The following is a 15,614-nucleotide window of genomic DNA, read 5'->3' on the forward strand; positions in this document are numbered from 1 at the left end:
GAGAAGGTATGGTTGCGGTAAGAAGTGCACATCTGAACACGGCGGGCGAATTCGCGCTCGATGCGTGGATCGAAAGCCTTGGGCTACCTAACCCGCAGTCATGTGAGCGTTTAGCCGCAACCTGGCGCTACTGTGAGCAGCAAACTCAGCATCATCCCGATGCGCCGATCCTGTTATGGCGCGGTCTGGAAATGGTGGAAATCCTGTCGACGCTCAGCATGGACAACGACAGCATGCGCGCCGCGCTGCTGTTCCCGCTGGTTGATGCCAACGTGGTGGCGGAAGATACCCTGAGCGAGACCTTCGGCAAGGGCATCGTCGCCCTGGTGCACGGCGTGCGCGACATGGACGCCATTCGTCAATTGAAGGCGACGCACAACGATTCGATGGGCTCTGAGCAGGTCGATAACGTGCGCCGCATGTTGCTGGCGATGGTGGAAGATTTCCGCTGCGTGGTGATCAAGCTGGCGGAGCGTATCGCCCATTTGCGAGAGGTCAAGGACGCGCCGGAAGACGAACGTGTACTGGCGGCCAAAGAGTGTTCCAACATTTATGCGCCGCTGGCTAACCGGCTGGGTATCGGCCAGTTGAAATGGGAGCTGGAGGATTTCTGCTTCCGTTATCTGCACCCGGAAGAATACAAGCGCATTGCCAAGCTGTTGCATGAACGACGCATCGATCGCGAGCAGTTTATCGACGACTTCGTCTCCTCGTTGCGCAAGGCGATGGTCGACGAAGGCATCAAGGTCGATATTTATGGCCGGCCAAAACACATCTACAGCATCTGGCGCAAAATGCAGAAGAAGGCGCTGGCGTTCGATGAGCTGTTCGACGTGCGCGCGGTGCGTATCGTGGCCGAACGTCTGCAAGACTGCTACGCGGCGCTGGGCATCGTGCATACCCATTTCCGCCACCTGCCTGACGAGTTCGACGACTATGTCGCCAACCCGAAACCGAACGGCTATCAGTCAATCCATACCGTGGTGCTCGGGCCGCGCGGCAAAACGGTTGAAATCCAGATCCGTACCCGGCAGATGCATGAAGACGCCGAGCTGGGCGTGGCGGCACACTGGAAATACAAAGAGGGCGCCATCGCCACGGTGCGCTCCGGCTATGAAGAACGTATTGCCTGGCTACGCAAGCTGATTGCCTGGCAGGAAGAAATGGCCGACTCCGGCGAAATGCTCGACGAAGTACGCAGCCAGGTGTTCGACGACCGGGTGTACGTATTTACGCCGAAGGGCGACGTGGTGGATCTGCCGGCCGGCTCTACGCCGCTGGATTTCGCCTACCACATTCACAGCGATGTCGGTCACCGCTGTATTGGCGCCAAGATTGGCGGGCGCATCGTGCCGTTTACCTATCAGTTGCAGATGGGCGATCAGATCGAAATCATCACCCAGAAGCAGCCGAACCCCAGCCGTGACTGGCTGAACCCGAACCTGGGCTACGTGACCACCAGCCGCGGCCGTTCTAAGATACACAACTGGTTCCGCAAGCAGGATCGTGACAAGAATATACTGGCCGGACGGCAAATGCTCGACAATGAGTTGGAGCATCTTGGCATCAGCCTGAAGGACGCGGAAAAGCTGCTGATCCCGCGTTACAACATGAACTCGCTGGATGAAGTGCTGGCGGCGATCGGCGGCGGCGATATTCGCCTCAATCAGATGGTCAACTTCCTGCAAGGCAAGTTCAACAAACCGAGCGCCGAGGAGCAGGATCGCGAAGCCCTGCGTCAACTGGTGCAGCACAAGGCGCCGCCGACTACGCGTCGCAAGGACGACGGTCGGGTGGTGGTGGAGGGCGTTGGCAACCTGATGCATCACATCGCGCGTTGCTGCCAACCGATCCCGGGCGATGACATCATTGGCTTTATCACCCAGGGGCGTGGGATCTCGATCCACCGCGCCGATTGCGATCAACTGGCCGAACTGCAATCCCATGCTCCGGAGCGTATCGTCGACGCGGTGTGGGGCGAAAGCTATTCCAGCGGCTATTCGCTGGTGGTGCGCGTAACGGCCAACGATCGCAGTGGTCTGCTACGCGATATCACCACCATCCTGGCCAATGAAAAGGTCAACGTGCTGGGCGTGGCCAGCAGGAGCGATACCAAAAAGCAGGTGGCAACCATCGATATGGATATCGAAATCTACAACCAGCAGGTGCTGGGGCGGGTGTTGGCCAAGCTGAACCAGTTGCCGGACGTGATCGATGCCAAGCGGCTGCACGGCAGCTGAATCCCCGGCGTGTTTCGTGCCGTCTGGTTGCCGGGGGGAGATCCCTCCGGCATCACCCCCTATGGGCCGTAACCGGCCCTTTCTTTTGCCAGAGATGTTTACATGACTCAACCTATTGCCTTGCAGCGTCTGCTTACCATCATGAAAACGCTGCGCGACCCCGACAGCGGTTGCCCGTGGGATCGCCAACAGACCTTTGCCAGCATTGCGCCCTACACGCTGGAAGAAACCTACGAAGTGCTGGACGCCATCGCGCGTCGCGACTATGCCGATCTGCGCGACGAGCTGGGGGATCTGCTGTTCCAGGTAGTGTTCTATGCCCAGATGGGGCAAGAGCAGGGGCTGTTCGATTTCAACGACCTGTGTAATGCCATCAGCGATAAGCTGGAGCGGCGTCACCCGCACATCTTTGGTGATGCCGTGGCGCGCGATGTCGGTGCGGTGGCTGCCCGCTGGGAACAGCTGAAGGCCGGGGAGCGCGCGGAGAAGGCGTTGCATTCGGTGCTGGACGACATTCCCACGGCGCTGCCGGCGCTGATGAAGGCGCACAAAATTCAAAAGCGCTGTGCCTCGGTGGGGTTTGACTGGCATACCCTTGGTCCGGTGCTCGACAAAGTGTACGAAGAAATCGACGAAGTGATGCACGAAGCGCAGCAGGCGGTGGTCGACCCACAGAAGTTGGAAGAGGAAATCGGCGACCTGCTGTTCGCCACGGTGAATCTGTCACGCCATCTGGGCCATAAGGCGGAAACCGCGCTCCAGGCCGCCAATCGCAAGTTCGAGCGACGCTTCCGTCAGGTGGAAAGCCTGATCGCGCAGCAGGGCCTGACGACGGAGGAGGCCACGCTGGAACAGATGGAGCAGGCCTGGCAACAGGTGAAGAAAGCCGAAAACTAAACGGCCTTTTTGTTGTCTCATCAGCGGTAGGGTAATCCTGCCGCTTGTTTGATCGGTGACAAGGTTCGTCCAAGCTGAAACGGTTAAGCTGGAAATGGTTTCGCCGCCGTGCATCGGGGCGAGGGGAAAAGGCCAACAAACTGAAATGTAAGACGTTTTAGCGCGGCAGAATGGCATTAAACAAAAACTTTTCCCACTAACTCATTGTTTTGAAAAGAGTGAGTCGACGGCGCTGACAGGCTAAACCTCGAGGAACATACGGTGACGACAGAGATGATGGCGAGTAAAACGATCGTTTGTAGGTCAAGAGAGGTTCGGGTATACTACTTTCCCGTCTTGGTTCTTCCATCGTCTTTAAACCTAAACTCTCAGGTTCAGCATGACAACTAATTATATTTTTGTGACCGGCGGGGTCGTATCCTCTCTGGGTAAAGGCATTGCCGCAGCCTCTCTGGCGGCTATTCTTGAAGCCCGTGGCCTCAACGTTACCATCATGAAACTGGACCCGTACATCAACGTGGATCCGGGCACCATGAGCCCGATCCAGCATGGGGAAGTTTTCGTCACCGAAGACGGCGCTGAAACCGATCTGGACTTGGGTCACTACGAGCGCTTCATCCGCACCAAAATGACGCGCCGTAACAACTTCACCACTGGCCGTATCTATTCCGACGTACTGCGTAAAGAGCGCCGTGGCGATTACCTGGGCGCGACCGTACAGGTTATCCCGCACATCACCAACGCTATCAAGGAACGCATCATCGAAGGTGGCGAAGGCCACGATGTGGTGCTGGTGGAAATCGGCGGTACCGTCGGCGACATCGAATCGCTGCCGTTCCTCGAAGCCATCCGCCAGATGGCGGTTGAAGTGGGCCGCGAGCATACGCTGTACATGCACCTGACGCTGGTGCCGTACATGGCCGCTGCCGGTGAAGTAAAAACCAAGCCTACCCAGCATTCCGTAAAAGAGCTGCTTTCCATCGGTATCCAGCCGGATGTGCTGATTTGCCGTTCCGATCGCGTGGTTCCTGCTAACGAACGCGCCAAAATCGCACTTTTCTGCAACGTGCCGGAAAAAGCGGTTATCTCGCTGAAAGACGTTGATTCTATTTATAAAATTCCAGGCCTATTGAAATCTCAGGGGCTTGATGATTATATTTGTAAACGATTCAGCCTGAACGTGCCGGAAGCCAATCTGGCCGAATGGGAACAGGTGATTTACGAAGAAGCGAACCCAGGCGGCGAAGTAACCATCGGCATGGTCGGCAAGTACGTCGAACTGCCGGATGCCTACAAGTCGGTGATCGAGGCGTTGAAGCACGGTGGCCTGAAGAACCGTCTGACGGTCAACATCAAGCTGATCGATTCGCAGGACGTTGAAACCCGCGGTGTCGACGTGCTGAAAGGTCTGGATGCGATCCTGATCCCTGGCGGCTTCGGTTACCGTGGCGTTGAAGGTAAGGTGATGACCGCGCAGTACGCGCGTGAAAACAATATTCCGTATCTGGGCATCTGCCTGGGTATGCAGGTTGCGCTGATGGAGTTCGCCCGTAACGTAGCGGGTATGGAACACGCCAACTCGACCGAATTTGTGCCAGACTGTAAATATCCTGTGGTGGCGTTGATCACCGAATGGCGCGACGAAGACGGCAACGTTGAAGTGCGTACCGAAGAAAGCGATTTGGGCGGCACGATGCGCGTCGGTGGTCAGCAATGTCACCTGACCGACAACAGCCTGGTGCGCCAGATGTACGGCGAAGCCACCATCGTTGAGCGTCACCGTCACCGTTATGAAGTCAACAACATGCTGTTGAAGCAGATCGAAGCTGCCGGGTTGCGTGTGGCAGGCCGTTCCGCAGACAACAAGCTGGTAGAAATTATCGAGCTGCCGAACCACCCATGGTTTGTTGCTTGTCAGTTCCACCCTGAGTTTACTTCGACGCCGCGTGATGGGCATCCGTTATTCGCTGGCTTTGTCAAGGCGGCGGGTGAGCACCAGAAGCGTCAAGTGAAATAAGAGTTTTGGTAGGCAACGCGCGGCATAAACCGCGCGTTGTTTGTCTGGGATTTGTTACCCAACGGATTTCGAGCTGCATTCAGTCGGCAAGGATGTGCATCCTCGACAGCCTGGACCACCAGGTGACTGGGGCGAGCAGCCGCAGCCAACAACGATGCGGCTTGAAAAACCAAGGGTATATTCAACTTGTGACTGAGGAAAACCTATATGTCCAAAATCGTTAAAGTCATCGGCCGTGAAATCATCGATTCACGCGGCAACCCAACCGTTGAAGCCGAAGTGCATCTGGAAGGCGGTTTCGTTGGTCTGGCTGCTGCGCCGTCAGGTGCTTCTACCGGTTCCCGTGAAGCACTGGAACTGCGCGACGGTGACAAGTCTCGTTTCCTGGGTAAAGGCGTACTGAAAGCCGTTGCAGCAGTAAATGGGCCAATCGCTCAGGCCGTGCTGGGCAAAGATGCCAAAGACCAGGCGAACATCGACAAGATCATGATCGAGCTGGACGGCACCGAGAACAAATCCCAGTTCGGCGCCAACGCCATTCTGGCGGTTTCCCTGGCTGCGGCCAAGGCGGCTGCGGCCTCTAAAGGCATGCCGCTGTACGAGCACATCGCTGAACTGAACGGCACCCCAGGCAAATTCTCCATGCCTCTGCCGATGATGAACATCATCAACGGCGGCGAGCACGCCGACAACAACGTCGACATTCAGGAGTTCATGATTCAGCCGGTTGGCGCCAAGACGCTGAAAGACGCGGTACGTATCGGTTCCGAAGTGTTCCACCACCTGGCGAAAGTGCTGAAGGCCAAAGGCCTGAACACCGCCGTTGGCGACGAAGGCGGCTACGCGCCTAACCTGGGTTCCAACGCCGAAGCGCTGGCAGTTATCGCCGAAGCGGTGAAAGCGGCCGGTTACGAGCTGGGCAAAGACGTGACCCTGGCGATGGACTGTGCAGCATCCGAATTCTACAAAGATGGCAAATATGTGCTGGCTGGCGAAGGCAACAAAGCCTTCACTTCTGAAGAGTTCACCCACTTCCTGGAAGAGCTGACCAAGCAGTACCCGATCGTGTCTATCGAAGACGGTCTGGACGAATCTGACTGGGACGGTTTTGCTTACCAGACCAAAGTGCTGGGCGACAAAATCCAGCTGGTTGGCGACGATCTGTTCGTTACCAACACCAAAATCCTGAAAGAAGGCATCGAGAAAGGCATCGCCAACTCCATCCTGATCAAATTCAACCAGATCGGTTCTCTGACCGAAACCCTGGCTGCAATCAAGATGGCTAAAGATGCTGGCTACACCGCGGTGATCTCTCACCGTTCAGGTGAAACCGAAGACGCGACCATCGCCGATCTGGCGGTAGGCACTGCGGCTGGCCAAATCAAGACCGGTTCCATGAGCCGTTCTGACCGCGTCGCCAAATACAACCAGCTGATTCGTATCGAAGAAGCGCTGGGCGACCGCGCGCCATTCAATGGCCTCAAAGAAGTTAAAGGTCAGTAATCACGCTTTTCCCGGTGATTAATTTAAAACCCGCTACGGCGGGTTTTTTTATGGCTGTCGATCGTATAGGCAATAATAACGGTGAGTGCGGTTATAAATAGTTTGATAGTAGTTCCTGTATTATTAATTCATTTAAACAATATTCTTATCCCTTTGGTTTTATTTAACTAATAAAAATAAATATTTATTTATTCCATTTGGTTTTGCGTTATATTCATCTGTTACTAGACTCAATTCTGGCAAATAAACTTCATACTGTGGCCAAGGTGATAAAAATTGGCAGAGTGGGGAACCATGCGCAAAAGAATTGTGATCGTTGGTGGCGGTACGGGGGGCACCATGCTGGCTAACCTTCTTGCCGCCAAGCTGCATCGTGAAATTATTAATAATAAAGTCGAGTTATTAATGATATCGCAAACGGCGCTGCATTATTACAAGCCAGCATTTATGTATGTGGCGTTTAATGCATTTTTTAAACAGGAATTAATGCGCTCGCAGCAAAGTCTGTTGCGGCCAGAAATTAAATTTGTCGTCGATAAGGCGGAACGTTTTGATTTCCAGCAGCGCCAGGTTGTAACGCATAGCGGAAATAAATACGGCTACGATTTTTTGGTATTCGCTACCGGCTGCGTTCCCTGGCCGGATAAAATAACCGGCCTGGCGCAGGCCGGCGATCATTTCTATCAATATACGGCAGCACGGCAACTGGCGCACAAGCTGGCGACCATTGAAAAAGGCCGCATCTTTATTACCGTTTCCTTCCCACAGACTCCCAACGTCCCACATCAGTGCGGCATCGCACCGATTGAAACCACGCTGATGCTGGATGATTATCTGCGGCGGCGTGGGGTGCGCAAGGCGGTCGAGATTGTTTACACCTATCCGACGATTTCACAGCTGTTGCGCAACTGCCTGTTTTTACAACGCCCCACCGGTGAAGCGTTGCCGGCGATATTTGAAGCGCGCGGCATCAGGCACCAGCGGGGATTCACTCTCGATCGGGTGGATACCGAACGGCGCGTGGCCTATTCCTCCGAGGGGGAAGAGCAACCGTTCGATATTCTGATGGCAACGCCACCGATCCGAGCGGTGGAGGCGGTACGCAATACCGGTTTGAGCGACATTGATAACGGTGAGGGCTGGCTGCCGACCGATCCGCAAACGTTGCAGGTTTATGGCCAGCAAGGAGTGTATGTGATTGGCGATACGGTGGATCTGCCGATCAGCAAGGCTGGAGGGTCTTGCCATAATCAGGCGCCGGTGATTGCCGACAATATCGTAGCGGAAATGCGGCTTGGACAACCGATCTGTCATTACGACGGCAAGGTGCAGGCGGTGGCGCAAATGGGGCTGCAGGCGGGTATGCCGCTGGTTTATGACTACCGTCACGACGTGGTGCCGACTCCGGCCACCAAGCTGGGCGGCATGCTACGCAACGGATTTAACCGCGGTCTGTATTGGGCCACGGTACGCGGGTTGATTTAAGGAGGCGCCATGGAAGCAACGCAGAACGAAGCGCTGACGGCGCTGATGGATAAATTATCTCCGCTGTTGGCGAGCGGCAGGTTGGACAACGTTGTCGACCTGCTGTCGCTGCTGTCGGATCTGACCGATATCGCCGACAACGCGCTGGTGGAGAAACTGGCAGGGCTGTTTGAGGATCTCACCGCATTGGGTTGGGAAGGCGGCATGGCACTAAAAATGGCGCACAGCGAACTGCAACGCGATGCGCCGACCGCCAGTTTGCGTGCGTTATATGGGGTGCTGCGCCAACCGGATACCCTGCTGGGGTTGATGCTGGTATTGCGCACGTTGCAAATCATCGGGCAGCGTATGCGTAGCAGCCGCTTACCGGCGGAATCCCCCGAAGAGTAATTCTTCCACTGTTCATCGTACAGGACGCGTCTATGTCTACTCATCCAGTCAAACAGGCTTTTGCCACTCGTGCGATTCATTACGGTTATGATCCGCAGCAGTATCACGGCGCGCTTTGCCCACCGGTATTTATGAGTTCGACCTTTACCTTTCCCTCGGCGGAGTATGGCGGTGCCTGCTTTGCCGGCACTGAGCACGGCTATTTTTATTCACGCATTGCCAACCCGACCCTGCACCTGCTGGAGCAGCGTATTGCCAATCTGGAGGGCGGCGAGGCGGCGGTGGCCTTTTCCTCCGGCATGGGGGCGGTGACCGCCTGTTGCTGGACGCTGCTGGCGCCGGGCGATGAACTGATCGTTGATGAAACCATTTATGGTTGCACGTTCAGTTATTTTCATCATGGTCTGGCACGTTTTGGCGTCAAGGTGACGCACGTTGACATGACGCAGCCAGAGAAGCTGGCGTCGGCCATTGGCCCGCGTACCCGTCTGGTGTACTGCGAAACGCCCGCCAATCCGAACATGCGTCTGGTGGATATTCAGGCGGTGGCGGAGATTACGCATCGCCAGCGCGCGCTGCTGCTGGTCGACAACACCTATTGCACGCCGTATCTGCAACAGCCGCTGGCGCTGGGGGCGGATATCGTGGTGCATTCTGCCACCAAATACCTTGGTGGTCATGGCGATCTGCTGGCCGGCTTGGTGATTACCACCTCGGAACTGGCGCAACAGATCCGCCTTATCGGCCTCAAGGACATGAACGGTGCGGTGCTGTCGGCGCAAGATGCGGCGCTGTTGCTACGTGGCTTGAAGACGCTGCCGCTGCGTATGCAACGACACTGCGATACCGCTCAGCGGCTGGCGGAAATGCTTGCCCGCCATCCGGCGGTGGCGCAGGTATATTATCCGGGCCTGGACACCTTTCCGCAGTACGCGCTGGCACAGCGGCAGATGGCGCGTCCCGGCGGCATGATCGCCTGTGAACTGAAAGGTGGAATGGCGGCAGGCATCGCTTTCCTCAACGCGTTGCAATTGATCTTGCGGGCGGTCAGCCTGGGGGATTGCGAAACGCTGGCGCAGCACCCGGCGAGCATGACTCACTCGGCCTACAGCGAGCAAGAGCGCCAACGTCACCACATCAGTGACGGATTGATCCGTCTGTCTGCCGGTCTGGAAGACGTGGAGGATCTGCGCGCCGATATCGAACAGGCGCTGGCAAAGGTGAAGTGATTCCAGGGGAGACGCGGCCCTTTGATCGACGAAAGGGCCGCAGCGGTTTAAGCGAGATACGGGGTGATGTCGGCCAGGACACCGTCATCGGCAATCAGGGCGGCGCTGGCGGCAATATCCGGCGCCAGCCAGCGATCCTGGTGATACGGCGCAACGCTCTGTCGCAGCCGTTGCCAGGCACGCCCGGTGCCGACGCCGAAGCGGGTAGGCGTCAGGAACTCAAACGCCTGGGCGGCCAGCAGGTATTCAATCGCCAGAATCTGTCGGCAGTTGGCCACCGCCTTATGCAAGCGCAGCGCCGCACCGGTGCCGAGGCTGAGGTGATCTTCCTGCAATGCCGAGGTGACGTAGTTGTCCACCACGCACGGCTGCGCCAACTGGCGGTTTTCCGCACACAGCGCGGCGGCGACGTATTGAGCGATCATCATGCCGGAGTTGACCCCCGGCTCGCTGACCAGAAACGCCGGCAGGCCGCTGACCAGTGGGTTGATCAGGCGATCGATGCGGCGTTCGGCGATCCCCCCCAGTTCTGCCAGGGCAATCGCCAGCAGATCGGCGGCCATTGCTACCGATTCGCCGTGAGGATTGGCCTGCGATACCACACGGTAGCGTTGCGGTGTGCCCAGTAGCAGTGGGTTATCGCTGGCACCGTTCAGCTCGTTTTCAATCTGCCGTGCGGCATGCGCCCACTGATCGCGGCAGGCGCCGTGCACCTGTGGTATGGAACGAATGCTCAATGCATCCTGGGTGCGGATGCCTTCTGCGGCGGCAATCACTTCGCTGCCGCTCAGCAAGGCGCGCAAATTATGCCCCACCTGTTGCATGCCGGGATGCGGCTTCAAGGCCAGGATCTCCTGGTCGAAGGCCGCCTGCTGACCGCGTAACGCTTCAAAACTCATCGCACCCAGTACATCGCCCCAACGCAGCAGACTCCAGGCATCGGCCAGTGCCAGGCAGGCCAGACCGGTCATGCACGGCGTACCGTTCACCAGGCACAGACCGTCCTTGGCGCCGAGCGGTGGCAGCACAATCTGTTCCTCGGCCAGTGCCTGGCTGGCGGCGACAATCTGTCCGCGATAGCTGACCTGACCGAGGCCAAGCAGCGCCACGCCAACGTGCGCCATATGCGTCAGATAGCCGACCGAACCCTGCGCAGGTACCTGTGGCGTAATGCCACGGTTGAGCAACGCCAGCAGCGCTTCCACCAGCGGACGCTGGATGCCGGATTTGCCGTGGCTGTAATTGATCACGGCGCAGCAGACGATCGCCCGCGTCTGGCTATCGCTGAGCGGCGCACCGACACCGCAGGCATGGCTCAGCAGGGTATTGCGTGACAGTTGCGCCAACTGTTCACCGTGCAGCGCCTGATTGCACAGCGCGCCGAGTCCGGTATTAACGCCGTAAGCGCGCTGTTCGCCGTCGACAATCTGCCTGACGATGCCGTGCGCATTGTCGATACGCGCCCAGGCGGCAGGGGACAGGCTGAGCGGCGCACCGTCGCGCGCTACTGCCACCACGTCCTGCCAGCGCAGCGGCTGGCGATCAATCTCCACGCCGGAAACGGAATGCATCATGGTTCTCCTCAGGCGCTGGCCATCATCATTGGACGCGGTTTTTGCATGTTTTCATCCAGCGCCAATCGGCGCTGTACAAAACGGTTGACGTATTCATCTGCCGGATTATTCAGGATCTCCTGCGGGGTGCCGACCTGGATCAGCTTGCCGTCCTTCAAGATGGCGATACGGTTACCGATGCGTACCGCTTCATCCAGATCGTGAGTGATGAATACCAGCGTCTTATGCAGCTCTTTTTGCAGTGCCAGCAGTTGATCCTGCATCTCGGCGCGGATCAGCGGATCGAGGGCGCTGAACGCTTCATCCAGCAGAATGATATCGGTGTCGGTGGCCAGGGCGCGCGCCAGTCCGACGCGTTGGCGCATACCGCCGGAAAGTTGATGCGGATAGGATTTCTCATAGCCTTTCAGGCCAACGGTGTCGATCCAGTGTTGCGCTCGCGCCTGAAAAACTTCTCTGGTTTCACCGCGCACCTTCAGGCCGTAGCCGACGTTCTCCAGCACCGTCTTATGCGGCAGCAGGCCGAAGCTCTGGAACACCATACTGATTTTGTGCCGGCGAAAATGTTCGAGCTGTTTTTCGTCGTAGCGCAGAATGTCTTCGCCGTCGACCAGGATCTCGCCGCTGGTCGGCTCGATCAGGCGGTTGAAGTGGCGCACCAGGGTGGATTTTCCCGATCCGGACAACCCCATAATGACAAAAATCTCACCGGCAGCGATGCTCATCGACAGATCGTGTACGCCGATCACGCAGCCGGTTGCTGACTGCACCTCTGGCTTGGTTTTCCCTTGCTGGCTCAGCGCCAGCGCCTCGGTGGTGCGTTGGCCGAAGATCTTGTAAACGTTTTTGATTTCGATTTTATTCATCAGGATTCCCTCGCAACAACCGCAGAGCGGCCATAGGCCTGAGTGATGCGGTCAATGACCACGGCGAGAATGACAATGGCCAGGCCGGCTTCCAGCCCCAGCCCGACGTTCAGCGTCTGGATGCCCACCAGTACGTCCTCGCCCAGCCCGCGTGCGCCGATCATCGACGCCACCACCACCATTGACAGCGACATCATGGTGGTTTGGTTGATACCGGCCATAATGCTCGGCAGTGCCAGCGGCAGCTGGACGCCGAACAGTTTTTGCCACCGGTTGGCACCAAATGCGGTGACCGACTCCATCACTTCCTTATCGACCTGGCGAATACCCAGATCGGTCAGGCGGATCAGCGGCGGCGTGGCGTAAATCACCGTCGCCAGGATCGCTGGCACCTTGCCCAGGCCGAACAGCATCAGCACCGGGATCAGATAGACAAAGCTTGGCATGGTCTGCATTACGTCCATCAGCGGCATCATCACCGCCCGCACGCGATCGCTGCGCGCGGCCAAAATACCCTGTGGGATGCCGATGATCACCGCCAGCAGCGTAGCAACCAGCACCAGCGCCAGCGTTTGCATCAGTTTGTCCCACATGCCGGCGGCGCCAACCAGCAGCAGCAGCCCGACCATCACCGCTGTCGGCAGCCAGCGGCGGGTCGCATGCCAGGCCAGCAAGCCGACGACCGCCAGCATTAGCCACCACGGCGTAGCACGCAGCAGGCCTTCCAGTTGAATCACCGCCCACAGCAGGCTGTCGGAAATGTTGCGAAACATATCGCCGTAGTTGTTGACCAGGATATCGACCCAGCCATTAATCCAATCGGCAATCGAGAAGGTAAAGCGTTCTGGAAACATAGATATAGCCCCTGTCTGGACCGGGGTTCAGCCGGCCCCGGTAGTTATCTAACGTCAGTCGCCTTACAGGGACGCCTGGATTTTCTTCGCTGCGTCTTCGCTCACCCAGCTTTGCCAGATTTCCGGGTGCTGCTTGAAGAACTCCAGCGCCAGCTTGTCTGAACGGATGCGCTCTTTGCTCATCCGTGCCAGATTCTGGTTCAGCAGATCGAGCGGCAGATTGATCTTGCCCAGCACCGCCACCAGTTCTGGCGCCTGCTGATTGAAGACGCTGGAAAGACCGACTTTGATCTGAATGTTTTTATCCACGCCGGGTTCTTCCAGTTTGACCAAATCGAGCTGACCCATCAGCGGCGTAGGCGACCAGTAGTAGAACAGGATCGGTTCGCCGCGGCGGTAGCTGGAGAGAATGGCGGTATCCAGCGCCGGTCCGGTGCCGGGGCGGAAATTGGTCAGCTTGTCGTCCAGTTTGAATTTTTTCAGGATGGCGGTGTTGTCCAGCTCGCAGGTCCAGCCCGCCGGACAGTTATAGAAGCGGCCTTTGTTCGGCTCTTCCTGATCCTTGAATACCTGCGCGTACTTCGCCAGATCCGGAATGCTTTTCAGATCGGGCGCCGACGGCTTGATGTTACGTTTGGCGTCGCCTTCGACCACATAGCGTGGCACATACCAGCCTTCCACCGCACCAACGATTGGCGCGCCGACGCTGACCGCCTTGCCGGCTTTTTCGGCCTTGTTCCACACTTCACTGCGGCCAATCCACTCTTCGGCAAACACCTGGATATCGTTGGTGCCGACCGCCTGCTCCATGGTGATAGAGTTACCCGGCAGCGCATCGGTTTTGCAGTCATAACCCTTTTGCAGCACGTATTGCATGATGTCGGTCAGCAACATGCCGCTTTCCCAGTTCAGTCCGGCAAACTTGACCGGTTTGCCGGACTCGCACCAGCCGGCCGCCTTGGCAGAACTGCTGGCAAACGTTAATCCGAGTGCAATAAGCGGTACCCATAGTGTTTTAAAAATAACTGACGTTGTGGTTTGCATGATTATCTTTCCCCATTATGTGTTTGGGAGAATGTAAGGGCCCGGGAACGGCGGGCCCCGTCACTACAGACCCTGGGGTGAGGTGGCGACAGGTGATCCCCCGCCTTTTTTGCGCACCCACATCCAGTAAGCCAGGGTGAGCAATGCCACCCAGACCAGTCCGACATACAGTGCGATCCGGCTTTCCTCGAAGTAACCGAGCAGGCCAATCACAAAGAACATAAACGCCGTCGCCAGCAAGGGGGCCAGCGGCCACCACGGTACCGGGAAGCTCAGGCTGGCAATCTCCGCCTTGCTCAGCGTGCGGCGCATGGCGATCTGCGACAGCAGGATCATCAGCCACACCCAGACGGTGGCGAAGGTAGCGATAGAGGCGATGATCATAAATACCTGTTTCGGTATCAGGTAGTTGAGCACCACCCCCAGCAGCAGCGCCAGCGACATCACCAGCACCGTCATCCACGGCACGCCGTTGCCGGTCAGCCGGGTAAAGCTCTTCGGCGCCTGACCTTCCTGCGCCATGCCGTACATCATGCGGCCGGCGCCGAAAATATCGCTGTTGATGGCGGAAATGGCGGCGGTGATCACCACCAGGTTAAGCAGGTGAGCGGCAGAGCTGATGCCCAGACTGCTGAAGATCTCGACAAACGGGCTGCCGTTCTGGCCGATGCTGTTCCACGGGTATATCGCCATCAGTACCAGCAGCGTCAGCACGTAAAACAGCAGGATGCGCAACGGTACCGCATTGATCGCCCGCGGTAGCATTTTGGCCGGATCCTTTGCTTCACTGGCGGTGATGCCAATGATTTCGATACCGCCAAAGGCGAACATCACCACCGCCAGCGAGGCCACCACGCCGCCGATGCCGTTCGGCATAAAACCGCCGTGTTGCCACAGGTTGTCAAAGCCGGTGGCGGCCTGGGTCTGGCCGAAGCCAAACAGCATGACCGCCGCGCCGCCGACGATCATCGCCACGATCGCGGCGACCTTGATCAGCGACAGCCAGAATTCCATTTCGCCAAACACCTTGACGTTGCACAGGTTGAGCGCGCCAATGAAGAAGATAATGCTCAATACCCACACCCACTGGGCGACATCCGGGAACCACAGCCCCATGTAAATGCCGAAGGCGGTGACGTCCGCCAGTGCGACGATCACCATTTCGAAGGTATAGGTCCAGCCGGTCAGAAAACCGGCCAGCGGGCCGAGGTAGTGACTGGCATAGTGGCCGAACGAACCGGAAACCGGCTGGTGTACCGCCATTTCTCCCAGTGCACGCATCACCATGAACACCGCCGCGCCGCCGACCAGGTAGGCCAGCAGTACCGCCGGCCCGGCCAGTTGGATAGCGCCGGCCGAACCGTAAAACAGCCCGGTACCAATGGCTGAACCGAGCGCCATAAAACGAATGTGCCGCGCGTTCAGGCCGCGCCGCAACTGAGAAGGTTGTGTTTCGTCGTTACGCATGTTGCTCTCCGTATTTTGCGTTGTTATCGGACGGGCAGCGCTATCCCG

12 protein-coding genes are annotated in these 15,614 nt (G+C 57.6%); 7 read left to right on the top strand and 5 right to left on the bottom strand.

What is annotated here, in order from left to right:
• Positions 1-8 precede the first annotated feature (8 nt).
• The 7 genes from relA (at position 9) to ACCC84_RS13775 (ending at position 9,761) form a co-directional block, all read left to right on the top strand.
• Entirely contained in the window at positions 9-2,240 is a 2,232-nt protein-coding gene (gene relA / locus ACCC84_RS13745; RefSeq protein WP_004955316.1) for a GTP diphosphokinase, read from the top strand.
• Between the two features lie 102 nt (positions 2,241-2,342).
• Positions 2,343-3,137: a nucleoside triphosphate pyrophosphohydrolase gene (gene mazG, locus ACCC84_RS13750; RefSeq protein ID WP_004955315.1), complete on the top strand. Its 795-nt coding sequence runs from the start codon at positions 2,343-2,345 to the stop codon at positions 3,135-3,137.
• Between the two features lie 379 nt (positions 3,138-3,516).
• Positions 3,517-5,154, top strand: coding sequence for a glutamine hydrolyzing CTP synthase (gene pyrG / locus ACCC84_RS13755; RefSeq protein ID WP_198773292.1), 1,638 nt, complete (start codon positions 3,517-3,519; stop codon positions 5,152-5,154).
• 207 nt (positions 5,155-5,361) lie between these two features.
• Positions 5,362-6,657 carry a phosphopyruvate hydratase gene (gene eno, locus ACCC84_RS13760; protein ID WP_004955312.1) on the top strand — a complete coding sequence of 432 codons (1,296 nt, stop codon included), beginning with the start codon at positions 5,362-5,364 and terminating at the stop codon, positions 6,655-6,657.
• A gap of 294 nt (positions 6,658-6,951) precedes the next feature.
• Positions 6,952-8,142 (top strand): NAD(P)/FAD-dependent oxidoreductase, encoded by a 1,191-nt coding sequence (locus tag ACCC84_RS13765; RefSeq protein ID WP_371901995.1) that lies wholly within the window; start codon positions 6,952-6,954, stop codon positions 8,140-8,142.
• Between the two features lie 9 nt (positions 8,143-8,151).
• Entirely contained in the window at positions 8,152-8,532 is a 381-nt protein-coding gene (locus tag ACCC84_RS13770; protein WP_198773293.1) for a hypothetical protein, read from the top strand.
• A gap of 32 nt (positions 8,533-8,564) precedes the next feature.
• Complete coding sequence (locus ACCC84_RS13775; RefSeq protein ID WP_039991139.1) at positions 8,565-9,761, top strand: methionine gamma-lyase; 1,197 nt, start codon at positions 8,565-8,567, stop codon at positions 9,759-9,761.
• Between the two features lie 47 nt (positions 9,762-9,808).
• Here the strand turns inward: ACCC84_RS13775 and ACCC84_RS13780 are convergent, their stop codons facing one another.
• The 5 genes from ACCC84_RS13780 to ACCC84_RS13800 all read right to left on the bottom strand — a co-directional run bounded on the left by ACCC84_RS13780 (position 9,809) and on the right by ACCC84_RS13800 (position 15,566).
• A complete protein-coding gene (locus ACCC84_RS13780; protein ID WP_371901996.1) occupies positions 9,809-11,335 on the bottom strand; it encodes an HAL/PAL/TAL family ammonia-lyase in 1,527 nt (508 codons plus the stop codon).
• Positions 11,336-11,343: 8 nt separating this feature from the next.
• Entirely contained in the window at positions 11,344-12,201 is an 858-nt protein-coding gene (locus ACCC84_RS13785) for a quaternary amine ABC transporter ATP-binding protein (RefSeq protein WP_004955299.1), read from the bottom strand.
• Entirely contained in the window at positions 12,201-13,055 is an 855-nt protein-coding gene (locus ACCC84_RS13790; protein WP_004955295.1) for an ABC transporter permease, read from the bottom strand. Before ACCC84_RS13790 ends, ACCC84_RS13785 begins: the two co-directional genes overlap by 1 nt.
• 63 nt (positions 13,056-13,118) lie before the next feature.
• Positions 13,119-14,099 (bottom strand): ABC transporter substrate-binding protein, encoded by a 981-nt coding sequence (locus tag ACCC84_RS13795; RefSeq protein ID WP_004955292.1) that lies wholly within the window; start codon positions 14,097-14,099, stop codon positions 13,119-13,121.
• Between the two features lie 63 nt (positions 14,100-14,162).
• Positions 14,163-15,566, bottom strand: a complete 1,404-nt coding sequence (locus ACCC84_RS13800; RefSeq protein WP_004955290.1) for an L-histidine transporter HutT — start codon at positions 15,564-15,566, stop codon at positions 14,163-14,165.
• Positions 15,567-15,614 lie beyond the last annotated feature (48 nt).

Origin of the sequence: Serratia odorifera (genome assembly GCF_041448735.1) — a bacterium.
GTDB lineage: Bacteria > Pseudomonadota > Gammaproteobacteria > Enterobacterales > Enterobacteriaceae > Serratia_F > Serratia_F odorifera.